At 58.4% G+C, this 24,755-nt stretch carries 18 protein-coding genes and 1 pseudogene; 12 read left to right on the top strand and 7 right to left on the bottom strand.

What is annotated here, in order from left to right; translation table 11 throughout:
- Window positions 1-23 precede the first annotated feature (23 nt).
- Complete coding sequence (locus ASD52_RS20205; protein ID WP_057208238.1) at window positions 24-410, top strand: RidA family protein; 387 nt, start codon at window positions 24-26, stop codon at window positions 408-410.
- Between the two features lie 11 nt (window positions 411-421).
- On the top strand, window positions 422-805 hold the full coding sequence (locus ASD52_RS20200) for a RidA family protein (protein WP_057208236.1): 384 nt from the start codon (window positions 422-424) through the stop codon (window positions 803-805).
- A gap of 179 nt (window positions 806-984) precedes the next feature.
- Here the strand turns inward: ASD52_RS20200 and ASD52_RS40625 are convergent, their stop codons facing one another.
- Window positions 985-1,182 (bottom strand): winged helix-turn-helix transcriptional regulator, encoded by a 198-nt coding sequence (locus tag ASD52_RS40625; protein ID WP_107028010.1) that lies wholly within the window; start codon window positions 1,180-1,182, stop codon window positions 985-987.
- Window positions 1,183-1,433: 251 nt separating this feature from the next.
- On the opposite strand from ASD52_RS40625, the gene ASD52_RS20195 reads away from it, so the two are divergent.
- The 10 genes and pseudogenes from ASD52_RS20195 to ASD52_RS20140 all read left to right on the top strand — a co-directional run bounded on the left by ASD52_RS20195 (window position 1,434) and on the right by ASD52_RS20140 (window position 16,833).
- Window positions 1,434-1,679: a hypothetical protein gene (locus ASD52_RS20195; protein WP_057208234.1), complete on the top strand. Its 246-nt coding sequence runs from the start codon at window positions 1,434-1,436 to the stop codon at window positions 1,677-1,679.
- Between the two features lie 970 nt (window positions 1,680-2,649).
- Window positions 2,650-4,968 carry a rhodanese-like domain-containing protein gene (locus ASD52_RS20180; protein ID WP_057208228.1) on the top strand — a complete coding sequence of 773 codons (2,319 nt, stop codon included), beginning with the start codon at window positions 2,650-2,652 and terminating at the stop codon, window positions 4,966-4,968.
- 271 nt (window positions 4,969-5,239) lie between these two features.
- Window positions 5,240-5,708 (top strand): annotated as a pseudogene (locus ASD52_RS20175) (Lrp/AsnC family transcriptional regulator).
- Between the two features lie 242 nt (window positions 5,709-5,950).
- Window positions 5,951-6,976: a helix-turn-helix domain-containing protein gene (locus ASD52_RS20170; RefSeq protein WP_057208226.1), complete on the top strand. Its 1,026-nt coding sequence runs from the start codon at window positions 5,951-5,953 to the stop codon at window positions 6,974-6,976.
- A gap of 284 nt (window positions 6,977-7,260) precedes the next feature.
- Window positions 7,261-7,890 (top strand): outer membrane protein, encoded by a 630-nt coding sequence (locus ASD52_RS20165; protein ID WP_057208224.1) that lies wholly within the window; start codon window positions 7,261-7,263, stop codon window positions 7,888-7,890.
- Window positions 7,891-8,128: 238 nt separating this feature from the next.
- Entirely contained in the window at window positions 8,129-12,424 is a 4,296-nt protein-coding gene (locus tag ASD52_RS20160; protein ID WP_082571851.1) for a putative Ig domain-containing protein, read from the top strand.
- A gap of 491 nt (window positions 12,425-12,915) precedes the next feature.
- Window positions 12,916-13,110, top strand: coding sequence for a hypothetical protein (locus tag ASD52_RS20155; RefSeq protein ID WP_146160917.1), 195 nt, complete (start codon window positions 12,916-12,918; stop codon window positions 13,108-13,110).
- A gap of 215 nt (window positions 13,111-13,325) precedes the next feature.
- The gene (locus ASD52_RS38615) at window positions 13,326-13,451 is read left to right on the top strand and encodes an exopeptide (protein ID WP_107028007.1); all 126 of its coding nucleotides are present in this window, start codon (window positions 13,326-13,328) and stop codon (window positions 13,449-13,451) included.
- An 872-nt stretch (window positions 13,452-14,323) separates the two neighbouring features.
- On the top strand, window positions 14,324-14,626 hold the full coding sequence (locus ASD52_RS20150; protein ID WP_057208218.1) for a DUF982 domain-containing protein: 303 nt from the start codon (window positions 14,324-14,326) through the stop codon (window positions 14,624-14,626).
- 1,277 nt (window positions 14,627-15,903) lie between these two features.
- The gene (locus tag ASD52_RS20140; protein WP_057208214.1) at window positions 15,904-16,833 is read left to right on the top strand and encodes an MBL fold metallo-hydrolase; all 930 of its coding nucleotides are present in this window, start codon (window positions 15,904-15,906) and stop codon (window positions 16,831-16,833) included.
- A 351-nt stretch (window positions 16,834-17,184) separates the two neighbouring features.
- Here ASD52_RS20140 and ASD52_RS20135 read toward each other — a convergent pair whose 3' ends face one another.
- The 6 genes from ASD52_RS20135 to ASD52_RS20110 form a co-directional block, all read right to left on the bottom strand.
- On the bottom strand, window positions 17,185-17,832 hold the full coding sequence (locus ASD52_RS20135; protein ID WP_057208212.1) for a hypothetical protein: 648 nt from the start codon (window positions 17,830-17,832) through the stop codon (window positions 17,185-17,187).
- Window positions 17,833-17,976: 144 nt separating this feature from the next.
- Window positions 17,977-18,894 (bottom strand): MBL fold metallo-hydrolase, encoded by a 918-nt coding sequence (locus ASD52_RS20130; protein WP_225906472.1) that lies wholly within the window; start codon window positions 18,892-18,894, stop codon window positions 17,977-17,979.
- 428 nt (window positions 18,895-19,322) lie between these two features.
- Window positions 19,323-19,688 carry a response regulator gene (locus tag ASD52_RS20125; protein WP_057208208.1) on the bottom strand — a complete coding sequence of 122 codons (366 nt, stop codon included), beginning with the start codon at window positions 19,686-19,688 and terminating at the stop codon, window positions 19,323-19,325.
- A 29-nt stretch (window positions 19,689-19,717) separates the two neighbouring features.
- Complete coding sequence (locus ASD52_RS20120) at window positions 19,718-22,321, bottom strand: PAS domain-containing protein (RefSeq protein ID WP_244497494.1); 2,604 nt, start codon at window positions 22,319-22,321, stop codon at window positions 19,718-19,720.
- 281 nt (window positions 22,322-22,602) lie between these two features.
- On the bottom strand, window positions 22,603-23,196 hold the full coding sequence (locus ASD52_RS20115; RefSeq protein WP_244496087.1) for a glutathione S-transferase C-terminal domain-containing protein: 594 nt from the start codon (window positions 23,194-23,196) through the stop codon (window positions 22,603-22,605).
- 51 nt (window positions 23,197-23,247) lie between these two features.
- Window positions 23,248-24,732: a mechanosensitive ion channel family protein gene (locus ASD52_RS20110; protein WP_057208204.1), complete on the bottom strand. Its 1,485-nt coding sequence runs from the start codon at window positions 24,730-24,732 to the stop codon at window positions 23,248-23,250.
- Between the last annotated feature and the right edge of the window lie 23 nt (window positions 24,733-24,755).

Below are 24,755 nucleotides of genomic sequence, written 5' to 3'. Positions count from 1 at the left end.
GCCTTACTTCCTTGGAGAACAAAATGTTTGAAGCCATCGATACCGGATCAGACCCTTGCGACGTGCCAATCAGCGAAGTCGTGCGTGCCGGCAATCTCGTCTGGTCGGTCCACATATCGGAGGACCCGGTGAACGGCGACCTCGTCACCGGCGACATTGAAACCCAGACGCGCCGAACACTGGGAAATCTCGACATCGCGATCCGTGCCGCAGGCGGCACACTGGCCGATGTGGTGCAGGTTCAGGTTTTCCTCATTGAAAGATCGGATGCATCCGGCATGAACAAAGTTTACGCCGAGTTCTTCAGGGAGCCCTATCCGGTACGTGCGACCGTGGTGGTGAAGGAGCTACTTTCTGAAGGCCTTCGCATCGAAATCCTCGCCCACGCCGTTCTCAGCAACAAGACATAAGGGAGCGGATTGTGTTTGAGAAAGTCGAAACCGGCATCGCTGCGTCAAAGGCGCCTTTGAGCGCCACGGTCAAGTCGGGCCCTATCGTGCGCTCCGCCCATATTGCGAAAAACCCGACGACGGGCGAACTGATCACCGGCGACATCGAAACGCAGGCGCGCCAGGTGTTCCTCAATCTGCAGCAGGCGCTCGAGGCGGCCGGGGGCACGCTTGCCGATGTCGTGCAGATCCAGGCCTATCTCACAGACAAGGCCGACGCAGCCGGCATGAATCGGGTCTATCGGCAGTTTTTCTCAGCGCCCTACCCGATCCGTGCCACCGTCGTCGTCGATCTTCTTTCCGACGGAATACGTCTGGAGGTACTCGCCACCGCTGTCCTTTCCACCTCGGCGTGACGATCTATCTCCGTGTTTACTTCTGGCTGTCCAAACGGGCCAGCACGAGGGCCGAAGCGGTTCGCTACGTCTGACAGCCTACTCCCAGATTGCTGCACTGGGCGTCGACAAGCACTCGTGCCCGATGGTTCATGGCGTGGAGATACACGCCCACAGCGAGAAAGCTGCCCGCAAGCGGGTTAACTACTTGGTATCGTCGTAAGCGCGACGGAATCCTGGATGGTGTGCAGATTATCACGAACCCAAAAGTTGAACCTTTCAAGGGCGCGCAAAGCCCCGCGGCCAATCTCGGTCAGCTCATATTCGACACGCGGCGGCACTTCGGGAAAATAATGGACGAAGCCGTTACGCTCCAGATTGCGCAGTGTAAGTTTCAACGTTCGCTGGGTGACGCATCAATTTCTTTCTTAAGGGCTGAGAAGCGGAGCCGACGAGGGAAACAACTTTTGATTGCGCGCTGTAGAATCCGAAGGCGCCGCGGTGAGCGACAAAACGTCCAAGTGGCAACGAGCGGTGCGGCCAGGCTGCCAGAGCATCAGCCTGCCTTATCGTGAATTCGTGGCGGCAGTCGACAACCTGTCATTGTTTTGCTTTAATCTGACTTCCTCAGCCGGAGGTTTGCAACACGATGAATGGTTGGAACAAGGACGGGCGCGGCAGCGTCAGAGTATCACCGGTCGTCGGCTGGAAGGCCGCAACGCTGATCAACAACGAAGCCGACATCTTCCTTAGGCTCGAGTTCAGCGTCAATCCTGATAACACAGACGTATCTGCACTCCAATTTGCACTGACTGAGCATCAGGCTCGCGAAATCAGTGCCAAACTGAGAGCCCTTGCAGATACGATATCGTCTTACGCTCTCCAGCCCACTTGATGGCCGATCGTGTTCGGCTACCTCGATCCGAGCGAACGACGAATGCCCGATGATATTGCCGACCTGCACCGATACTTGTTCCTGGCGATCATCGATCAGCAAAGCGGATGGGCGGGTAGCTTCGCGTCGAGTCCGTGCTTACTCCCATTGGCGGCCCTTGGCCGCCGAAGGCGTGGTGATGTATTCTCAAGACCGAAGAAAACTGTCTTGAAACGATCAAATGGGGATGACAGTGATCAACATATCAAGATCCGCCATGGGAATAATGCTCACCGTTTTGATACTTGGTGCCGCCCAGGCGCAAACGACGTTCTGCTATGGAACGGAGTGCACGGTCGAGAACAGGGATGGGACATCTGAGACGTTATCCGTCAATCAAGTGAATGAACGAGCAAGGGCAGAAGCCCTTAGGCACATTCGAGAAATCGACTGTGCGTTTGCAGATAGTGCCTCGCAATGCCTCGAAGCGAAGCTCGTTTTGCGCCGACTCTTCTATTGAAAGAAGGGCTTGGAGATTTCTTCGGGTTGATGGCACAAGCCAACATCCAAATGTCAGATCATCGCACTGACAGCTGAACTTCCAGATATCGCGGAAAGCGCACGACGGGCCCCGATCGCGCCGTAGGACACGAGCGGATGCAGGCGCTTGCGTTTCCATTCGTCGCTGGAACTCAGGCCTTCGCGCCGTCGCTCCACGCCTCTGCGCCCGCCGACCAGCTTCCCGTCCGGCCGAAGAATGACGACCCGGGTCGCGCACTCCATGGCCAGCTGTCGAGGGTACCGATCTTGATGAATCGCGACTTCACAATCGGCCGGACGCGCAGACATGTCCCCGGCCCCGCGGCAGGCAATGGCTATCGCACGAACGATGAATCGGGAGTAGACTTCGCTCGACTGGGAGGCTGAGAAGTTTCCGTCTGGGACCAGACCCAACAGCGGGGCTTTCTTCGTCTTTCTGGAGAGAGTGGCCATGGGAGCAGATCATGCCGAGCGGCGGCTGGTCGCAATTCTCGCCGTCGATATTGTTGGTTATTCGCGCCTTATCGAAGCTAGCGAGGCCAGTACGCTGGCCGCGATGAAAGCGTTGCGCGCCGAAGTATTCGACCCGTTGCTGGCGGAATATCACGGACGGATCGTGAAGCTCATGGGCGATGGGGCGATCGCGGAATTTGGTTCGGTCGTGGATGCTGTCCTTTGTGCCGTGGATTTCCAGAGGCAAGTCGCAGCACGCCAAGCGGATATCCCGGGCGACCACCGCCTGCTCTTCCGCATGGGCGTTAATCTCGGCGACGTCGTGGTGGATGCGGATGATCTGCTGGGCGATGGCGTAAACATCGCTGCTCGCCTGGAGCAACTATGTGAGCCAGGAGGGCTTTTTGTATCCGGCACGGCTTTCGATCACTTGCAAGGCAAGCTCGAGCTGCCACTGGAATTTATGGGCGAGCAGCATGTGAAAAACATTGCGCGACCCGTGCGTGTCTATCGCGTCAAATTTGATGGAAATACGCGCAGTTGGTGGTTCAAGAACCAGCGCCATCGCAATCGGGGCATTACCGCCGCGGTTGCCCTGGTTCTTTTAGTGGCGACCCCTGTTTTATGGATAAGCCCCTGGAAGACCAGTGTCGGAACTGCGTCAGTCGCTCGGATGGCGCTTCCCCTCCCCGACAAGCCGTCGATAGCGGTCCTTCCGTTCGATAATCTCAGCTCCGATCCCGAGCAGGCCTATTTCGCAGACGGAATGACGGAAGACTTGATCACAGACCTATCGAAGCTGTCCGGCATCTTCGTCATCTCGCGGAACACCACCTTCGCCTATAAAGGCAAACCCGCGAACGTGCAGCAGGTAGCCGAAGATCTGGGCGTCAGATACGTCTTGGAGGGCAGCGTACGTCGCGACGGAAATCAGGTTCGAGTCAATGCCCAACTGATCGATGCCGTCGGCGGACATCACCTTTGGGCCGATCGCTACGATGGTGAAATAAAGGGGGTCTTCGGGCTGCAGGACAAGGTCATCAGCCAGATCGTGGCCGCGCTCGCGGTGAAGCTGACGAGTGCGGAACAGGTCACGGCGCGCGAAGCGGAAACCAGCAACCCGCAAGCCTACGATGCATTGCTCCGAGGATGGGATCATCTTCGCCATGACAACGAAGAAGAGACCCTGAAGGCGATTGCTCTCTTCGAGAAGGCGATAGAGCTCGATCCGGACTATAGCCGCGCCTACGCATCGCTCGCCGCAGCCAACTGGAGAATTAGCCTCTCGTTCTGGTTTTCTTCCGCAGGTGCTGGCTGGGAGCACGCCTACGAGAGCCTGAACAGAAACCTGGCAAAAGCAATGGAGAAGCCGACGTCGCTTGCCTACGCGATTTCATCCCAATTGCTTGCGCAGCAGGGAAGCTATGACGAGGCGTTCGTCGCCATCGATCGTGCGATGGAGCTTGCCCCGAACGATCCGGACAACCACATCAGCAAGGCGCGGATTCTCAACGCGACCGGGCACGCCGACGAGGCCGAACAGCAAGCGCGCCTGGCTATGCGCCTCGACCCCCGTTTTGCACCCGGAACGCTTCGCATGCTGGCTATCTCACTCTTCTGTCAAGAAAAATACGAAGATGCGGTCAACACGCTGAAGCGGGTGATGGAACAAGAGTCGGCCGTCCACGCGGACTACGCGACGCTGGTATCTAGTCTTGGGCACCTCGGCCGCACCGACGGCGTTGAGGCCGCAATCGCCAAATACAACGAGATCGCCCTGTCCGCCGCATACGATCCGCTCACGGTCCAAGAAAGCGCGTGGGACTGGTACGGCATCGCGTTCAACTATCATAGACCGTACATTGCACGGGTGCAGGAGGGCCTACGGAAAGCAGGAGTGCCCGAGGGCGCAGGGACCGATCTCGCTCTGGACGACTACGTCCAGTTCATGAGGATGACCCACGGCGAAGTAACTGTGGACGGCACAACGAAAGTTGACGCTGCGAAAGCCAAGGTGTTGCGTGACAGCGGGGTGCCTTTCGTCGACGTACGGGCCCCGCCAGACTACGCCAACGGCCATGTTCCTGGGGCCATCAATCTGTCCCTTGTCACTGATCTATCGAAGGAGAGCCTTGCCAAGGTGGCGGGCAAGCAGTCAGACGTTGCCTTCTATTGTCACGGCAAACATTGTCCCTATTCCGCATATGCATCCGCAAAGGCCGTTGCTTGGGGCTACACGCACATCTTCCATTTCGCTGGCGGGTTTCCGGAATGGCAGGACGCCGGTTATGCGGTCGCGGCTGCTCCCAAGCAGTAAAATGCCGTAGGAATGGCCATGAGGCACCGCGTCTCGCACCACAAGCAGCCTGCGATTTTCGCTGACGCTGCTGGAAGAGTTGGAAAACTCGTAACTTCAGGCGCTGCAGCTCTTTTTACGATTTCAGTTTCGATGAGCATGTGCCATGCCGACCATCGTCTACGCCACCGCTTGGATCTCGGTGGCATCCATCTGATCGAGAACTCTTCAAGAACCGTGTGCGGAGCGCCGCGGACACGGACACCAGCGCACGAGAAGACAACTGTAGGCACTGTGTAATCAGCCTAAAACTTGCTCCAACAATCGAAACAGCCTACCCAAATCGGGTTCAAGGGTACTTTGCGCCTTGCAATCCCACGGGCGTGCCTCTCATGCGGAACTGTCAGGTAAAGTCAATCTGTCGCGAAATGCTGTTCGCGTTCGGATAGAACGGCTTGAACGCGAAGGCTTCATCAAGGATTATACAATCGTCACTAACGGTGGCGGAAACGACAGCCACATCACCACCGCATTGATTTTTGTCTACCGCCAGGATCGCATGAAGGGTGGCGAGGTCATCCACGCTTTGCGAAAAATTCCGGTGGTCGTCGGTTGCGATGTGATGGCGGTCGATTTTGATCTGCTGGTACGGGTAGAGTCCCGCCGATCGTATCCGCCAGAGCTGGCAACTGATCTCTGAACTTCCGGGCGTAAGGGATACCTTTACGGCATTCGCACTCTCCTCTGTCGTTAGGAAATAAGCGGATGAGTTGGCACTTCATAACCAAAATGAAAAATTGGCAACAGAGCCATATAATCATCCGTGCCAAATGCTGACGGGGAAACTCGGCAATCGACAGGACTTGTAAGATGATCGATCTGCGACCTACAAATGGTTCTTTCCAAGACCCGTGAGACACTTGTAGGGCAATGCCGCGCAGATACCCTAGGATGTTGATGAAGACGTATTCTGATGCTGCTGTGGAGAGAAACTGGAAGAGCGATGACCAAAAAAGAGCATCCCACGCTTTTGTTCAAAACGGATACGCGCGCGATCCCTCTAAAGAAAGCTCTCGCATTCTGGGAAGAATCAGCCGGTTCGCTCTACGATTTCAACATTTTCCAGGCAAATGAATTTCATACCGCACATTGTACATTTCGCCTCGGAGACCTGTTGCTTACACACTGTGTTAGCGTGGCCCAAAAACTTAGTCGTTCCAACTATCGCATCGGCGCGGACGGTTACGACCACTTCGAAATACAGTTCTTCATCGATGGTCATTGGCGACGCCATGACGGACGAGAAGAAGCTTACGCCGGGCCGGGAGACATGATCGTTCATGACGCGGCGCAGGCCCATGCGGGATCAGCAAGCGATTTCTGCAATCTTACTCTCTTCGTCCCCCGCCCACTGCTGGCGCGATTGTTGATCAACCCCGATGACCACAATATGCGAGTCCTCGCGGCTCATGAGCCGATGGTCGGGTTGCTCCGCAACCACATCGACAGCCTTTTCCGGCTATTGCCGCAACTCGACGAGAAGCAGGCGGCGACGCTGGTAGCGCCGACGCTCGAACTTGTCGCCGCCACCCTCAATGGTGTCCCGAGAGAAGATACGATGCGCGGAATAGCCGGGGCGCAACTGGCAACGATCCGCCGTTATATCGATGCTCATGCACTGGATCCTGATCTGTCGCCCTTTCAGATTGCAGCACACTTCACGATGTCATTGCGCAAGCTCGCCTATCTCTTTTCAAAAGATGGCGGCGTTGCCTCCTATATTCAGGAGCGGCGCCTGGAAATGGCGCGCCGGGCCCTTCGCGATCCCGCTCAGGCACACAGATCCATTGGAGAAATCGGTCTCGAACACGGTTTTACCTACGCTCACAATTTCACGCGCGCTTTTCAGCGCCTTTACGGCATCACGCCGCGCGAGGCGCGGGCGGCCGTAGCGCAAAGATATCGGATGGCCGGGATCAGCGAATCGCAAAACTGGTTCGACCGAGCTTCCCAATGGGGACGTTGGTAGTTGCCGCATGCGCTCGCAGGCAGCCAGCTGACTTTTGCGTAATGTGATTATTTTGAACGGTGCCGTTTGCGCGCTGGGATAGATTTACGCGGCCGCTCTTTTTCATACTTACCATCAGCTCCGGAATATTGATTGTCTGGGCGCAATTGGCGCGGGCTGGAAGCCTTCACGCTGCCATCACCACGGGACGTCGCTCCTCGGCGACGTTAATTCACGATGGCTGCCTGCCAGTCCGGCGGGCCGTCAATTCAACGATAGTTTCGCACGGAATCGGAGCCGACCACATGAGAACATTCCTTCTACCTGCCATTCTTGTGCTCACCGCATCTACGGCAATGGCTGCTGATGTAGCTCCCGAAAATAGCGCACGGTCTGTTGCTGTCGATGCGTCGACTTTTGTGTGGTCGGGAGCATATCTCGGTGTTCAGGGCGGCGGCGGTTGGGCCAATGGTGAATTCTCCGGCTTCGGCATCGCCGGATCCGAAGATGCCAATGGCGGCCTCTTTGGTGGGTTCGCCGGCTATAATTATCAATTCGACAATAGGCTCATCATCGGCGTTGAAGGCGATCTCGAATACAACTGGAACGAACAGAAAATCTTCGGCGCAGATTTCGGCACCGATTGGGCAGGCTCGGTGCGGGGACGCGTTGGCTATGCCTTAGATCACGCGCTCATCTATGCCACAGCCGGTTGGGCGGCGACGCGTGGCTATGTCGATGTGCCGGGATTGGGCAAAGAGGAAGCAACGTTCAACGGCTACACGGTCGGCGCCGGTTTGGATTACGCCTTCACCAGCAACATCTTCGGCCGCGCCGAATACAGGTACAGCGACTACGGGGATAAAGACCTGCAGGGCATCAACGTCGATGTCGACCAGCAGACCGTCAAGATTGGTCTGGGCGTAAAATTCTAGTGGCGACGGACGGAGATGACGAAGGCGACGGAGGTTGAAAGAACGCCCCCTCGTAGGCTTGCGAGCATTATCAGGCTTTCAAGGCCGTCGGGTCTTGCCGGGTTGACGATCGCCGGCCGGCGGCAGGCCCCTGCCATGGTGGCGATCGTTGGTGGCGCCGGTTCGTTCCGCGGGGGCCACTCAAGTGCATCAATGAAGGCTGCGCTTCTTCTTATTTCCCACTGAGCTTCTTATTCGTATGATCCCGACTGAGACCTTTTTCTTTAAAAATCAAAGCCTCCATGGAGCGCGCTGGGATTCGGCACAGGCGTGGAAGACTCTGAGACGCGGCTGGTCAGTATTTCTGCTGGTAACGCTCATGCTATTGTGCGGCTCGCCAGCGCAAGCCGCCCCTCCTGCTATCACGCAGCAACCCCAGGACCTGACGGTAGCGGCCGGGCAAATCGTCACGTTTTCCGTCGCGACCAGCGCTAGCGATGCGACTTATCAATGGCAGGTCAGTACCAACGGGCATGATTTCTCGACAATTCCAGGTGCCATCGAGAGTACATACACCTTCAAGCCCGTCCGCGTCAGCGAAACCGGCACACGATATCGCGTTGTCGTCAGCAAGGACGGTGAGAGCGCCTATTCAAGGCCGGCGACGCTGACAATCACAAAGGCAATTTCGATCGTCTTGGTGGACGAACTGCCGAAAGGCAGAGTTTACGGCCAGACGGTGGAAATTAAGGCGCTCGTCATAAGGACGAGCGGCAAACCGAACGGCGAAATTGCCTTCATGGATGGAAATACAAGGATTGGCACAGTTTCGTTCGATACCAGCAATGGGGCCAGTCTAACGATCACCACCAATGAGCTTGGCGCTGGCCAGCATATCATCACCGCTGTTTACTCCGGGGACGAGAACCATGAGCCCGGCATCAGCAGTGGCGTTGTCATCGATATCGCCAAGGCCGACCAAAGCATCTATTTCGACACAATTCCACCTAGGCAGGCAATTGTCGGTCAGACATATGATGTGACCGCTCACGCGATGCGCGTAAGCCAGAGCGTGCCTGTCGAGGTCAAGGTGGAAAGCGGCGACATATGCACTGTTTCCAACGGTGTTGTCACTTTTCTGAATGCTGGTGATTGCGTGGTGAGCGCCCAACATATGGGAGACGCCAACTTCAACGACTCGCAAAAGGCTACACAGACAGTCCGGGTGATTGCGGCGCCCGCCCAGGACCACACGGTTTCCTGGTCATCCAACGGCCCGGGCCGTGTTATCAATGTCACCTTCAATGACGATCCCCAGACGACGATCAGTAGTCCTGTGGAAGTTTCCGAAGAGCGGATAATAGCATTCTGGAACGTCTCACCGGATGCGGCCGCGACATATCGTGAGCCCAGCGGATGCGGTATTCATGCTGTGGGCGCTGCATGGTACACCAATCCCATCACGTCGGATTGCTCGATTTCTTTCAGCTTTGAGGAAATTACCATTTCGCCTGCGACGTTGGTCAACGCAACAATCGGCGTCGCCTTCAATCAGACGATCGCCGCAACGGGCGGCAATCTGGATTTTGTCTATACGCTGACCAGTGGCACGTTGCCCGCAGGTGTGACGCTGGCCGATACCGGTGAACTGTCGGGAACGCCGACGGAAACGGGTAGTTTCACCTTCACCGTTCAGGCGGCTAACGCGCGTGCCCATTCGAAAGCGATGACCTATACGCTTATAGTCGAAGCAGCAGCTATGCGACCTGAGGTTATTTCAACCGGGGTGATCGGCGACCCTGCGTCCGGCGCCGTCAGCGTGACGTTTGATGTCACGTTCTCCGAAGCCGTCACGGGTTTTACCGGCTCCGACCTGGTGCTGACATCGACCGGCACCGCTATCGGGAGGCTGGCGTTAATCCAGACCTCGGACAACGTTCATTATACCGTCCGGGTCGACGATATATCCGGATCAGGCACCCTTCGCCTTGATGTTCTGGCAAATGCCATCAGCAACATAGCAGGAAATAGCAATCTGGCTTTTACCCGTGGAACACCTTGGAACGTTGCTCCCTCGATGATCCTCACGCCGCCCGACGGCTCGAACCTGTCGAATGGCTTGGTCGGTGCCGCGTACAACGATCGTTCGATTTCCGCGACCGGTGGTGCCGGAACCATTACGTACAGTGCCACCGGTCTGCCCTCCGGTCTGTCCATTGATCCTGCGACCGGTGCGATCACGGGAACGCCGACGGCCGATGGAACGTTCACCGTTGCTGTTACCGCAACCGGAGCAACCTCCGGCACGGCCAGCGTGAGTTATACCATCGTCGTCGCGGCGGCCCCACCGCCTGTATCCCTGACACCGGCCGACGGCTCTGCGTTGACCGCGGGCGTGGTCGGCACCGCGTACAACGATGGTTCGATCTCCGCGTCTGGTGGTGCCGGCACTATCACCTACGGTGCCACCGGTCTGCCATCAGGCCTGTCCATTCATCCTGAGACCGGTGAGATTACCGGAACGCCGACGGCCGCTGGGACGTTCACCCTTGCTGTTACTGCAACTGGAGCAACCTCGGGGGTCGCCGTCGCGAGCTATATCATCGTGATCGCGGCGGCCCCACTCCCTGTATCCCTGACACCGGCTGAAGGCTCTGCCTTGACCGCGGGTGTGGTCGGTGCCGCGTACAACGATGGTTCGATTTCCGCGGCCGGCGGTGTCGGCACCATCACGTTCAGCGCTACCGGGCTGCCAGCTGGCCTCATCATCGACGAGGCTTCCGGTAAGGTCACTGGAACACCAACCGCAGATGGTGCCTTCACCATCAACGTTACCGCGACCGCTGTAACCTCAGGCTCGGCTTCGGCCAGCTACACAATTGTTGTCGCTCCTGCTCCACCAAGCCTGACGGGGATTTCTCCTGCAACCGGTTCCACGAGGGGTGGAACAGCCCTCACGATCACCGGCAATCATCTCATTGGCACGACTAGCGTGATGCTCGGCAGCGTGGCAGCAGCCAGCATTGTGGTTGTCAGCAATTCCCAGATCACCGCCATCGCACCGGCCAATGCCGCGGGTTCAACCGATGTTTCAGTGACGGCGCCAGGCGGTACGGCCACTTTGCCTGCCGCTTTTACCTATATCGCACCCACCCTCACCTTCTCGCCGGCGTCAGGCTCAATTCCAGGAGGGGTCGCCGGCGTCGAATACACCCGGGCTGTTTCCGTATCAGGCGGCACGGCACCCTACAGCTACTCGGCAACCGGACTGCCGGAAGGGATGGACATCGAAGCGCGCACGGGCACGATCCACGGCTTGCCGACTACACCGGGGAACTACACCCTCGTCCTCACGGCTCGCGACCAGAACGGGCTGACCGGAACGGCGACCTACAGTCTGGCGCTTGGCGGCATTTATCGCCCCGATCCGTCGCAGGATGCGGAGGTGATCGGCCTCATCAACGCACAGGCACAGGCTGCTCAGCGTTTTGCCACCACCCAGATCAGCAATTTCAACGATCGCCTGGAGCGGCTGCACGGCGACGAGAGCCGACATGCGCAATCGCTCAATATTCGCATGGGCGTCACGCAAGACGCCGACCGGGCCGAACCTATGAGAGCTGAGGAGGAAAGACCAGGCAATGATCGCGTTGGTCGCACCATGGGAGGGCCGCAGAAAGAACCAGATGCGGAAGCTGGGAACGCAGTGGAGCCGATAAACGCCATGTTTGGCGACACGGCCTTCTGGACTGGCGGGGTCGTCAATTTCGGGACCAGTGAACGCGGGAACATCGATCTCGGGCACACCCTCGTCGGCGTCAGCGGCGGCGTCGATCATCGGTTTGCGCCGGACATGGTCGCCGGATTCGGTTTCGGTTACGGTCGCGACAGGACCGACATCGGTTCAAGCGCCACAACAAGCACCGGACAGGCATTCAGCGCCGCGCTCTATGGCAGCTATCATCCCACACCGTTCTATCTCGACGGTCTGCTGGGGGTGAGCCGTCTCGACTTCGACAGCACGCGCTATGTGACCTCGACTGGCGACTTCGCCACCGGAAGCCGGGATGGTACACAATTCTTTGGATCACTGTCTGCCGGCTATGAACACAGAAACAACGGTCTGATGTTCTCACCCTACGGGAGGATCGAGGCCGCCCATACCCGCCTCGATGGCTTTACCGAGACGGGGGCAGGACCGCATAGCCTGTCCTTTGGTGATCAGACGTTCGATTTGCTGGCGGGGGTTATCGGCATGCGCGCCGAACACGCAAATCCGATGGAGTGGGGTGTGCTCAACACGCGCGGGCGGCTGGAGTACACCCACGACTTTTCTGGATCGAGCCAGGCCAGCATGGGATATTCTGATCTCGGCACCATGCCTTACGCGCTCGAGCTAGACCGTTACATGCGCGATTACCTGACGGTCGGGCTTGGCATCGACGCCAAGTTCAACAACGACATGACGCTCAGTTTCGACTATCGCACTGCTTTCGGCTTCGACGGCAATGCGCAGAACCACACATTCGGCGTTCGTATCGGCGGCAACTTCTAGGCCACGACCTGACGGGCGGCGACGGGCTACGGCGTCAATCAGTTCGGTTTCCCTTGGTCCTACTGATTTTGCTGTGATCGCTGCCGCGATTGGTGAGCCTACGGTGCTCGCAAGGCATTTGAGAAGGCTCTTCCTTCGAGGCAATCCGCGACGGCGCTTCGGCATAGACGGCAGTCTCGGCGCGGACGACTCGACTACCTGAAGAGTGCAAAAATGCTCTTCGACTCATCGTTGGCGATGTTGAGTGCCTGACTCGCCAACTGTTCCTGGACCGGAGCGCTTTCCAGCGCGCGGAGACATCGTTCATGTCAGGATCGACCAGACGGCCGACGCCTTGATGATAGTTTTCATCATAGCCGCCACGAAATCAGTCTGCGGTTCGACCTGTGATCCAAGTTGAAGCTTCCAATACTGATTTCGAGAAAATTGAAAGTTTGCACGCTCCCGAGATTGTCGCTGGATCGGAAGGCCAGCGCTTAATGGAGGCACCAATGGCCGACGATGATGAGCGCCTGCTGGCGGAGCTAAACGCCCAGGCGCAAGCAGCCGACGAGCACCGAGACATTCTCGCAAACCTCCGGGCTCTCGCGCTGGCCCTTGCCGCAAAGTACCGCACCGCTCCCCCGATGAAATTGAACGTCAGGCAAAAATCATGTGGCGCGCGCCGCCTGCACTGGAGAGAATGAGGACTGGTTGCAGGCCTGGGCATGGACCCGGTTCTTCGTGGTCATGGGCCACGCGACTTACCGTTTGTCCTGCCTGCGGAAATTGTTACGGGATTCATCCACCTCTCGGCGCGAGGCAAAGGTCACCACTACCATGGCGCTGGATCTGGAAGCGGACGCCCTGCTCTGATCACGCTCTGCCACGAATTGCTCGCATTCTGAGCCTGAAGTGAGCGATGGACAAATCCGGCCTCATCTTCATCGTGCTGCTCTGCATTCTCGTGGGGATCGTGCTTGGCATCATGGCGTTTGAACCGGAATTCGGATCAGAAACAGCGCCGACACCACCAATCACCCGCTAAACTAGGTGGTGCGCCTTCAAGCTAAATCTAAAACGCGAGAACGAGCAGCGAACATCCACAGGACATACCGCGCATGTCTAAGCTCAATTAGCTCGTCCGGAGTAGGAACAAATTGAGATCAATTCCCATGAAAAAAGGCCGGGGCGAAACCGCACCGACCTTCCTCATCATCGCTTGCCAACCAGTGCCAGTACATCCGTGGTCAAAAGTCTAAAGCGACGAGGCATTTGCGAGCGGCGAATCATTCAGCGCTCATAGCAATGCCAACGACGAGGTATAGGAGGCCAATGTGTTCGAAACAAGTCGCTAACCACCTGGAGGCGTCGCGGATCGCGGAACGGTCGAAATACGACACCTGCCTTATGTCGCCGTCTCCGCAATAGTCCTAGGCCAAAGTCTCCCGCAATCCTTGGCGGGAGGTTCGAACCTAGGAGACTACCGATGAAGATCATGATTACAGCTGTGGCATCCCTCGCTTTTGCCTCAGGCCCGGCGAGTTTTCCCTCTAATCTACGTCCGCAATAAACTTGCTAGTATAGTTTTCCGTTCGGCCGTCTCGTCGAAGCCGGCGAACGGGGCGGGCTTTCGAGGAGCGCTCGCCGCGGACCGCTGGCAAACGGGTGGGCCGAGGCGATCATGGTCCATCTTCATGTTGATGAGGCACGTCTTCCTTGATGTTCAAAGCGTCAGGGATGGTGATTGCGTCGGGACCGTATTTGGCGTAGGCGCCAAGGAGGGTCTGGCGGCACTGATGGCGAGATTTGGCGAAAAAACGCGCTAGACCTCTTGAACTGGCGCGGCGTCGAAAATAAATTTTCGTCGAGCGCAAAGCGCTTTCCTTGTTGAAAAACAATCAGTTCAGTGAGGTAGAAATGCAAACGAAGATGTTTGATCGACCAGTTTACCTGAGTGAAAGGAAGGACCTGGTCATCGAGATTACCAACCTGGCCGACGCGATCGACTTCCTTGAGGAGTGGTCCGAAGGAGATCAGGATGTTATCCACGATGCGACCTTGAAGACGTGCTACCTGGCTCACGACGGGCTGAAGCCCATCAGTGTCGCGCGCGATACGCTCTGTGCGTTTGCGAAGAAGAAGGGGATTCTTGTTGAAGCGCCCGCGGTTCTGCCGTGGATGCTCAAGGGAACGTCTGGGGGTGGCCGCGTATCTCCGTGACATGACCATAAAGAGGGGCTGCGATGGCGGCCTCTCTGGTCCCACCGGCACGGATGGGAAAGATTTCTCATGCTGGTTCTTCGTCAGGTTTATGGGCGCGCTTTCGCTACGCGCGAACCGCGACATCCGCGTAATCCGGGTTGAGCTCGACTAGGATACTGCGCAAGATGCTTGCCGAGCGTATGGCGGTGGACGACGCAATATGAGCCCGACGGCACCTTGGCATGGCCTCAATGCGAGCCCGACGCACATGGTGTGGCCATCGAGCATGAAGCGGGGTCGGCGCTCATGCCTCGCCTCCCTGCTTGCGGAACAAAAACGGCGCGGTATCAGTTGCCCTCCTGAGGAGGAGTCCATCGTGAGCACGAAACCTACTGAACCAATTCCGATGCCCGGCCCGGCAGGCCTGACGCCCTCGGAGCCCCAGGTTGTTACCGTCCCAGGCCCCAGAGACCCGAAAAGGCCCGAGGAAGTTCCACCAGATACTCCGCCCGATTCGCTGCCCGACCCAGATCGCCCAATTGAGGAGCCGGGACCTGATGATGTCCCGGAAGAAGCGCCCGACATTACCCCAGTACCGGGCGAGGAAATTCCGGCGAAGATGAGCGATTGAACTGATCATGCCAGTATCTCCGCGGTTTGGCAGCGCGGTCAGGGACCGATTGCAGCGGTCACGAAGACGGGTGATCACTGCGGCTGTGTAGCTTCAGCCGTTGTCCGACATGTTCATGCTAGACTTGAGACAGAAGACTTCGAGTTCGGCTATCGCTTCGCGCAGGGGTCGATGACCGTGATTTGGGTTGCCTCGCGACTCGACGAGTTGCTGGCAGTTCGCCGCGACGGTGGCTGCCGGAAACAGGGGGAATAGAGTTGCCCACGCCGAAGACCTGAACGAGAACGGGCATCCGTCGGCATTGAGCCGCCGCGTTATCTCCGGAGCAGTCCTTCCGCGCCGACGATTGATCGTCCGTATCGATCCTCAAAAAACGAATCTTCCTAGGTCCGTTTTCCTACATCGCTGGTCACCCGCGTTCTCGTATCGACATCCATCAACATGCACGAGGAGGCGAGACTACGCCGCGGTTCCGCTCCGGTTCCGGTCGGAAGATTATGAGATTTCGGACGCAAACCAGGAGACCTGGCTGTGTTCCTTGAGTCCGGGCGGGATGAGCGTGACCGCCCCATACTCATGTGTAGGTCGACTGCTAAAACGCTCCAAACTAGATTCCCTGATGTAGCCCGACCGGCACGTATGAATTGCGAAAACAGGAGCGCATATGTCGAAAGCAGAAATCAGCCCCCGAAAAATCATCCAGCAGGAAAGACCGACGCCGGACGAACTGGTTCCGTCACGCTACGCGGTTCAGGTGGGTGAGATCGAAGTGGTGGTTATCAGCGATGGGATGCTGACACCTCCAGCCGAGTCAATGGCCACCAATGCCAACCCAGCCGAACGTGGAGCGTGGCTAGACGAAAGGTTTCTATCGAAGGAAGCCTTTGACTGGGCGTTGAACGCCGTGGTGGTACGTAGCGGCGACCAGACGATTCTCATCGACAGCGGTATCGGCGAAGAGTACCCCGACTTCCCCCGAGCCGGACAGTTTGGCCATCGTCTGGAAGCCGCCGGCGTCGATCTTGAATCCGTGACCGACGTTGTATTGACGCACATGCACTTCGACCATGTTGGCGGGCTGCTCGTCGAAGGCGTGAAAGAGAGGATGCGTGCAGATCTGCGCGTCCATGTGTCCGCGGCAGAAGCCAAATTCTGGAAGTCACCCGATTTCTCGCTTACGGCCATGCCACCGGCACTTGCGGATCTGGCACGCAAGGCGTCGCTCGAGTTCATGGACATGTTCGGCAGTCATTTGCGCACCTTTGATGAGCAGTCCGAGGTGGCGCCGGGGGTGGTTGTCGCACGCACCGGCGGCCACACCCCAGGGCATAGCGTGGTCCGGATCTCGTCTCGCGGCGAACGGCTTATGTTCGGGGGCGACGCCCTATTCCCGGTTTCCTTCGACCATCCTGAGTGGCATAACGGCTTTGAACACGACCCAGAGGAAGCAACCCGCGTCCGGCTCCGTCTTATGAAAGAGCTGGCGGAAACCGGATCTTGGCTGGTGTCGACGCACATGCCGTTCCCGTCGGTCGGTCGTGTGGCAGCCGCCGGCGACCTTTATCGCTGGGTCCCGGCTTGGTGGGACTACTGATCCCTACGGCGATTAGGATCCGACCTAAGGCGTTGGGTTGACTGACCGGTGGATCCTAGGGCGGTATGGCCCTCGATCCACCGGTCAATCGAAACGAGAACATTTGGAGCCTATCCTGCGCGACCCTTCACGCTAAACGGCTGTGCACGAAGGATGAAGGTGGCCACGCCGCTTTGCCCCGTAAAGCCGACGCACTCCAAGATTTTCCTGTCGTCCGATCTGTGGTGGCGACTACTCAAACGTGCGGAGAAGCAGGAGACGAGAGGCCACATCAACTCTGGGCCTTTGAGGCGCCTGCTACGCCCCTGCCGGTTTTTAGCATCGGCATCAATGATAGCCGATATCGCTGCATCATTCAGCGAAGGGGGCTTCGGCGATGAGATCGACCGAGGAAGGGACACTGTAACCGGGAACCAGGCGCTCGCCGAAATCCCGGACAAAATTGTCGTAGGTGGTTTCGGGCTGCGTTTTGGCGATGTGGCAAAAACATGCGGTCATTTTTTTCTTCATCCCAAGCCGGGGAAACTCGGCAATGATCGCCCGCACTTCGGACGAGGGAATGAGGCTGTATTTGAGGCCCACAACATCAAAGCAGATTCCTGCCGTGCAAAGTGCGATCTCCGCTTCCTTGTAGAGCCCGATCGAGGGGGTCGAGTTGAGGGCGACGCTGTCCCAGATCAGCTGGGCACGCCGTCCATCGAGTCCGGCTTCCGTCGCGAACTTTCGAGCCAGATCGGCGGCTTCCACTTCGAAACGGCGGGGCCCTGCAAATCGCTCATTCAGGGTGATATCATGCAACAGCGTGCCGACTGCGAGCACCTCGGCGTCGTGCGTTATGTTCTGCAGCTCGGCGATCTTTGCGGCAAACAGCCAGGATCGCATGACGTGATTGAAGAGATAGGGCTCACAAGCCTCCCGCGCATAATCGATCGCTCGGCCGACGAGCGGCGTTCCCGGAACCGAAGTGCCGGCGACGATGCGTGCTTCCATGGCAATCATGTCACAACCTCTTCCTGACTGCTGCAGGGCAAAAAATTGGGGAGAGCGCGGCGCATCAGCACCGTGCCGCGAAGAACCGCACGCGATCTCCAAGGATGTCCGATCGCATGCGGTCGCTTGATTGGCGGCTAGGTCAATATTCGGTTAATAGTCCCAGAAAACCGGCACCCAACGAAAGGCGTCGCCGTCAACCGCAACGTGCCCGACCGACGGGAACGGCATATGAGTAGCTACCAGCAGTTCCCCAGTCGCCGCCAGCTCTCGCAAAAGCCGGACCCTAACACGGGCAGCTTCCTCAGGATCGTGCTCGAAGCCGTTGAACCAGTCGGGGTGCTCGAAGCCAACCGCGAACACGGCGTCGCCGGCGAACATCAGCCGGTCGTTCCCGGACGCAACGCGGACCACGCTGTGCCCGGGGGTATGGCCGCCGGTGCGAGAGACGACGACGCCCGGAGCCACCTGGTGTTCCTCATCGAACAGCCGCAGCTGGTCATGGTATTCCTTGGCGAACCGTTTGGCGGCCGCACGAAGTGCATCCGGAAAGCCGGCAGGCATGTTGACATGCGTGAAATCGGGCGCCTCCCAGAACTTAACCTCGGCGGCGGCAACGTGAATGCGCAGGTCCGGACGCAACCGATCCTTGACGCCTTCGACGAGCAGCCCGCCAACGTGGTCCATATGCATGTGGGTCAGTACGACATCGGTCACGGACCCGAGGTCGATGCCGGCACTCTCAAGTCTCTTCACCAATTGCCCGGCCCGCGGCAGGTTCAATTCCGGATCCAGCCCCAGACCGGCGTCGATAAGGATCACCTGCACGCCGCTGCGCACCACCACCGCGTTCAGCGCCCAGTCGAAAGCTTCCTGCGGCAGGAACATATTGTCCAGCCATGCGGCGCGTTCCGTCGGGTCGGCATTGTGTCCCAACATCGCGGTTGGAAGGGGTAGCACTCCATCGCTGATCACCAGCACTTCAATTTCGCCGACCTTCACCGCGTAGCGCGATGGAACCAATTCTTCGGTTGCCGATCGGCCGCCACGTAGGGTGTTATCCAAGCTCATGATTGTCTCCTCCTGCCCCATCGTACGGGGATTTGCTTCTGCCTGCGTCATGATGCGCTCCTGTTCTGCGGGGTTGGAACGTGCCGGGCACGGCCCATGCGGCTGAGTGTATTGGGGGGCATCTGAGCAGTCGATTGGGGTCAAGGGAGAGGATAGGCTACACTAGAGAATAGGGTAGGCTGGCTTGTTCGTTTACGAACGCGAGGATTCAGTGTTGCTTGAGCTGGCATTTAAAAGGGCGTCCCGAAAATAGGGCGTGATTGCGATTGATCAAAACAGACGGCCGCGTTGAGCGTGTTGCGCTCCCACGCGAAACTCTGCGACCGGCGTTGTAAACAGACATTTGCGCCCCCTCCACCCGGTTGGTTGTTTGATAAGACAGTCGCGATGCCCGGGCGGACGGAGCTATGCCAAAGCGTGGATTCTGATCAGCACTGTCGATCGTCCAGGGCATCGCGAACGGCCGCAAGCAGGGTGTGCCCTGCAAAAGGCTTTCGCAAAAACCCGTCAATGCAGCGTGCGCGGTCCTGATCGGCGATTTCATGGCGCCCCGTGATCAGGAATACCGGCAGTTGCGGGTTCTGCTGCCGGGCAAGATCTCGGAGTTCGAATCCATCAGTACCGGGCATCCCGATATCGGTAATCAACACGTCAACGCCCTTAAGCCCGGAAGCGAGCAACGCCTCGCCCGAGAGGAAGCTGCGGGTTTCGTATCCCGCCGATTCCAGGAGTTCCGCCAATGAAGCAAGCACGCTCGGGTCGTCGTCGACGAGCGCTACCACAGACTTGTTCATACCGTTCCTCCCTATGGCAGGCTATTGGTTCATGGCATCTTCGCCACGTCGAGCGGCAGGGTGAACACGAAATTCGCGCCGCTCGGTTCATTCTTTTCTGCCCATAACTGACCGCCATGCGATTCTACGATCGAGCGGGAAATTGCGAGGCCCATGCCCATGCCCTGATCTTTGGTTGTAAAAAACGGCTCGAAAATCTTGTCGGGGAACTGGACGCCTCGCCCCCTGTCCTTGACCTCAACGCGCACCATATCCCCCGCCCGGAAGGCGCGGATCTGGACAACACGGTCGTTCGAAACGGAAGCCATCGCATCCATGCCGTTGCGCATGAGATTGACCAACACTTGCTGAATCTGCACCCGGTCGAATGGGACGAGCCGGAGACCGCTCTCGCCTTCGATATCCATCCTGATGCGTCGCCGACCCGCCTCCTCTGCAAGCAGGTCACGCGCCTGCCTGACGACGGCGCCAAGCTCGGAACTGTCACGCTTATCCGTCGACTGCTTGAAGAGGGCGCGAATGCGGCTGACGACATCTGCTGCGGAATTGGCGCTATGAACTATGCGATCGAGCGTTTTCTGGGCGCGTTCGATATTGGGCGGCTCGGCGGTGAGCCAGCGCTGGCAGGCGCTGGAATAGTTCATCACTGCCGAAAGCGGCTGGTTCACCTCATGCGCGATTGAGGCTGATAATTCTGCCAGGCTGGCGGCCTGACTTGAGCGGGCGAGATTTTCCTGGGCACGGCTCAACTCCTCTTGGGTCTGGACCTGATCGTCGATATCCAGGCAGATGCCGTTCCACTGAACGATTTCGCCGTCACCATTGCGCATTGCCGAAGCACGGGTCTCCACCCAACGGTACACGCCGTCAAAGCGCCTTAGGCGATGTCGTAGCAAATAGGGCTCGCCGGTCGCTAGCGAATGGGCATACCGTTCCTTCACGGCAGCTAGATCGTGCGGATGGATCACGGCGTCGAGCGTGCCTTCCAGTCGGGATTTTCCGAGACCATCCGTTTCCTCGAGATTGAAACCGAGATATTGGCGGAGCCGCTGGCTGCGATATATCGGCTTGCCATCCGGCAAGGCGCAGTAGACCAACGCGGGCAGCGTTTCGACGAGTTGCTGGAGGTGTTGCTCGCTCTCGCGTAGCGCTTCCTGGGTGGTTATGAGGTCGTGGATGTCGGAGCTCACGCCACACCATTGGACGATCGTGCCCAATTCATCCCGCAGCGGTTCGGCCCGCGTCTCGGTCCAGCGATAGTCACCGCCGGCACGGTGTTGACGGTATCTTTGAATATACGGGATGCCTGTCGCGACCGAATGTAGGAAAGCCTCTCGCGCCGCCGCCCTGTCCTCGGGGTGAACGACGCCGAGCGAAGCCGATTGATCCGGCGCGATCATATCTTCGAGCGTGGCCCCGGTGACTTCCGTGAAGGGTTTGTTGACATAGGTCGGAGCTCCGTTGGCCATCGCGCTCCAGATCAGCGCCGGCACGGTGTCGATAAGCTGCTGCAGTTGCCGTTCGCGCTCGCGGAGTGCAGCCTCGGTTCTCTTATACACGTCGATGTCCAATGCAGTTCCATACCACCCGGTAACACGTCCCTGCCTATCACGCGTCGGGCGGGCTGCAGCCCAGTGCCAGACATAAGCGCCGTTGGCACGCAGGATCCTGCATTCGAAGTTCCAATGCTCGCCTGTCCTGAGCGCGTGTCGTACTGTCTCTCCCATTCTTTCGCTATCGTCGGGATGCGTGCCGCGCTGCCAGCCCTGACGCCCGCCTTCCAGGAAGGATTTGCCATCCAGCAGAAGGTTGAGATCCTCAAGCGTCATCGCGATAGAGGTCTGCACCGCTGGAGTTGCATAGGTAAATTGTCCGGTGACGTCGATCGCCCAAGCGCCGCCATAGAGCTTTTCGATGGCAAGAGCGGCCTGGACCGCATCAGCCGTCTCACCGAACGAGCTTGCGGTCATCCAGGACTCGGCCTGGCGTGCCACAGCCGGATCGACTTCGATGCTGATCCCGTGATCCGGCTCCACACGAAACGCAACCCGCTCGTAGCTGCTATCCGCCTGAAGCTGGCGGTAGCTTCTGATCTGGGGGATGCCGTGAAAGAAGGCTCGCGCAGCCGCCTGCTCGTCGGTTAGCCTGTCGTGCGGATGTACCGTGTCCATCGACAAAAGGGGGTCCCGAGCGGGTCGACCGGCATGCGGGCTATCGGTGTCTTCGGGGAGGGCGATGTCGCTTAGCGTGCCGTACCATCCGGCGATTGCGCCCTCCCCGTCACGGATCGGCTGCCCGGTGCTGCGCACCCAGCCATAGATTCCGGTCGCACGCAGCGTTCGGTGCTCGACAGTGTATTGCTCGCCCGTCTGCAAGCACCGGCGCCATGCGACAGCGGCTGCATCGTAATCTTCCGGGTGGATGACCCGTCTCCAGTCGAACGTATTCTTATCCGGCTGCGAATTGAGGCTTTCCGGGCTTGCGCCGAAAAAGGCGAGCGCGGCCGGTGTCACATAGATAAGTTTGCCCGCGGCATCGGCGGCCCAGGCATTGCCGGTGATCCGCTCGACCAGCTTCGCCGCCTGTACGGCATCGATATCGGGTGGGCCTTGCGATCCACCACTACTATCCATCCCCGACGTTCCGGCGGAGTTCGACATGCCTCAACCCGACCCCATTGCACTAGGAATTGCCATGGTGCGTCTTAGAGCGAGACAGCACTACGGCCTATTTTATGAGAAAGGTATATGGGAGCTTGCGACAAAAACACCTGTTCCGAAGGATAGGGCGAAGATTCGCAAGGCAATTTTGGCCTTAAACGCGGCTGAGGCGTACCCACTATGAGCGCCGGACAGACGTCCGCCGCTGACGCGGAGGAGCCTAAAAGGCCTGTCTGGAGAGACGCGGGCGGTTGTCAGGTGGCGAGCCCTTCACTCCTCAACGCGGCCTGGACCGAAGGCCGCGCCAGCAGGCGCCTATCGAGCGCAAGCAGCGGCGCCGGGATTTCGACGCCGAAGATCTTGGCCCAGCTCATCATCACGAACAGATAGAAATCGGCCACGCTCGGATGATCGCCGAACAGGTATTCGTCACGCATATGGTCGGCGAGATACTGAAGGCGATAGGTGATGGAGGCGCTAGTTTTGGCGTGTTCCTTCGTGTTGGCACCCAGAAATAAGGATTCGAAGCTCTTGTGGATTTCCGTGGAGAGATAGGCTAGCACCTCGATAAGCCGGGTACGGCCCAACTCGCCGCTGACGTCGAGCGCCGGCAGTTCTCCCGCTAGATAAGCCAACACCGCAACATTTTCGGTGACGACTTCGCCACTGTCGAGCATCAGCGCCGGCACATATCCCTTGGCGGTCACCGCGCGAAAATCATCCCCCGACGCGGTAATCTTCGTTTTCAAATCGACACGTTCGGCTTCGAACTGCATGTTTCCCTCGATCAGGCAGATGTGGCTCGCCAGGCTGCAGGCGCCCGGCGCGTAAAAGAGTTTCACGCCCATGGTCTCGTCCTTCTTTGGTGTTTTCGATGGTTTTCGGCCTGCGGCCGACATTCAGGTGCTGAAGATCGTCCGGATCGACTTCAAGAAAGCGGAGGCGCTCCGTTCGTGTTTTGCCGCTGCCATCGGAAGCTGGCTGTTGTCGCCGGAACATGCGGATAGCATCGCCGCGACCTCCTCGGCAATCGCCGGACGGTCGGCGATCAGGCGCGCGAAACTCTTCTGGTCGATCTCGTAGGCGGCGATCCGCGTCAGCGCTTGCAGCGTGTAAGCTTCGTGCATTCCCGCGAGGAGCCCGGTTTCACCAAAGAAGTCGCCCGCCGAAAGGCGCCGCTTTTCCTGCTGGTCATGCTGCATCGATACGACGCCGGTGCGGATAATCGTCATCGAGGGCAGCGACTGTCCTTGGGAGACGATGACATCCCCCTTGCGATATTCACGCTCTATGCCCGATTGGGCCAATTTTTCTCTTTCGGATCGCGTCAGTCCGGAGAAGATTGGATTTTCATCGATGACCTCCTGCAGCGTCACATCAGGTGGCCTGGCTGTTTCATTCGACGGGGTTCCATTGATGGTGGCCATGGGCGGCATCGCAAGCTGGATACCGGCGGATCGGCAATGTCGGTAGAAGCGGTCGATCACCTCGTTTTGCGCCTTCATCCTCAGCATCGGATTGCTCACCCGGAAAAACAGATGAATTTCCAGCGCGGTTGCATCCACGCCGCTCAGCGAAACCAAGGGCGGCGGCTCCCGCATGATGGAATTGCAGCCCGCCAGAACCGTCAGCATGGCCTCCTCGATAATCGAAGGAGCGTGCGTCGGTACCACCCGCACCGTCATCTTGAGAAGATGCGTCTCATCCGGCCGGCTGACATTAGTCAGCTTTAGCTTCGCAAGGACGCTGTTGGGCAGGACCACGATATTGTTGGCGCCCGTTAGAATCTGCGTCGAGCGCCAGGTACTTGCAATGACGCGTCCTTCCGTGCCGTCCTCAAGGAGGATCCAGTCGCCCAGCACATAGGTGTGCCCGAGATTGAGAGCGACACCGGAAAATACGTCGCCGAGTGTGTTCTGAAGAGCAAGGCCGAGCGCAATGGCTATGACGCCGGAAGTCGCAATCAGCGTTCCAACAGGGGCGCCGAAAACGAAAGCGAGGGCGGCGAGCGTGACGCACATGTAAACCGCGCCGACGACGATATCCTGCAGCAAACGGGCCTCGCGTGGCCTACCTTCCAGAACCAGATAGATCCGCACGAACCCGATGACGGCCCAAGAGAGATGGAGCCACCACAGTAACTGGGCGAAGACGATGAAAGCCGCCTGCTCGTCGCCAATACCCAGGCCTTGCGATTGACCAAGCGGAATATCTGCGAGAACGATGACGGAAGTCATGGCCGTAAAGAAGATGATCTGCACCACAAGCCGCAGATTGGAGCGCGTCGGACCGATGAATTTCCACACGGCTATTCCGGTCAGGCCAAGAATGATCAGCCATGCCAGCGGCGCAGCGGCGATTTCAATCAGATATGCTTGAAACATGACGATCGTCCCAAGATCCGGCG

Source organism: Ensifer sp. Root142, from assembly GCF_001426785.1.
Classification (GTDB): domain Bacteria; phylum Pseudomonadota; class Alphaproteobacteria; order Rhizobiales; family Rhizobiaceae; genus Ensifer; species Ensifer canadensis.
The sequence above is the reverse complement of the archived record's forward strand: the minus strand, read 5'-3'. Positions and strand labels throughout refer to the sequence as shown.

Bases quoted from the DNA above. Each gene is read 5' to 3' on its own strand.
- ASD52_RS20150 (WP_057208218.1), top strand. From the start codon at position 14,324: ATGCAAACGAAGATGTTTGATCGACCAGTTTACCTGAGTGAAAGGAAG.
- ASD52_RS20130 (WP_225906472.1), bottom strand. From the start codon at position 18,894: ATGAGCTTGGATAACACCCTACGTGGCGGCCGATCGGCAACCGAAGAA.
- ASD52_RS20160 (WP_082571851.1), top strand. From the start codon at position 8,129: ATGATCCCGACTGAGACCTTTTTCTTTAAAAATCAAAGCCTCCATGGA.
- ASD52_RS20120 (WP_244497494.1), bottom strand. From the start codon at position 22,321: ATGGATAGTAGTGGTGGATCGCAAGGCCCACCCGATATCGATGCCGTA.
- ASD52_RS20205 (WP_057208238.1), top strand. From the start codon at position 24: ATGTTTGAAGCCATCGATACCGGATCAGACCCTTGCGACGTGCCAATC.
- ASD52_RS20165 (WP_057208224.1), top strand. From the start codon at position 7,261: ATGAGAACATTCCTTCTACCTGCCATTCTTGTGCTCACCGCATCTACG.
- ASD52_RS20135 (WP_057208212.1), bottom strand. From the start codon at position 17,832: ATGATTGCCATGGAAGCACGCATCGTCGCCGGCACTTCGGTTCCGGGA.
- ASD52_RS20195 (WP_057208234.1), top strand. From the start codon at position 1,434: ATGAATGGTTGGAACAAGGACGGGCGCGGCAGCGTCAGAGTATCACCG.
- ASD52_RS20110 (WP_057208204.1), bottom strand. From the start codon at position 24,732: ATGTTTCAAGCATATCTGATTGAAATCGCCGCTGCGCCGCTGGCATGG.
- ASD52_RS38615 (WP_107028007.1), top strand. From the start codon at position 13,326: ATGGACAAATCCGGCCTCATCTTCATCGTGCTGCTCTGCATTCTCGTG.
- ASD52_RS20125 (WP_057208208.1), bottom strand. From the start codon at position 19,688: ATGAACAAGTCTGTGGTAGCGCTCGTCGACGACGACCCGAGCGTGCTT.
- ASD52_RS20140 (WP_057208214.1), top strand. From the start codon at position 15,904: ATGTCGAAAGCAGAAATCAGCCCCCGAAAAATCATCCAGCAGGAAAGA.
- ASD52_RS20180 (WP_057208228.1), top strand. From the start codon at position 2,650: ATGGGAGCAGATCATGCCGAGCGGCGGCTGGTCGCAATTCTCGCCGTC.
- ASD52_RS20155 (WP_146160917.1), top strand. From the start codon at position 12,916: ATGGCCGACGATGATGAGCGCCTGCTGGCGGAGCTAAACGCCCAGGCG.
- ASD52_RS20115 (WP_244496087.1), bottom strand. From the start codon at position 23,196: ATGGGCGTGAAACTCTTTTACGCGCCGGGCGCCTGCAGCCTGGCGAGC.
- ASD52_RS20170 (WP_057208226.1), top strand. From the start codon at position 5,951: ATGACCAAAAAAGAGCATCCCACGCTTTTGTTCAAAACGGATACGCGC.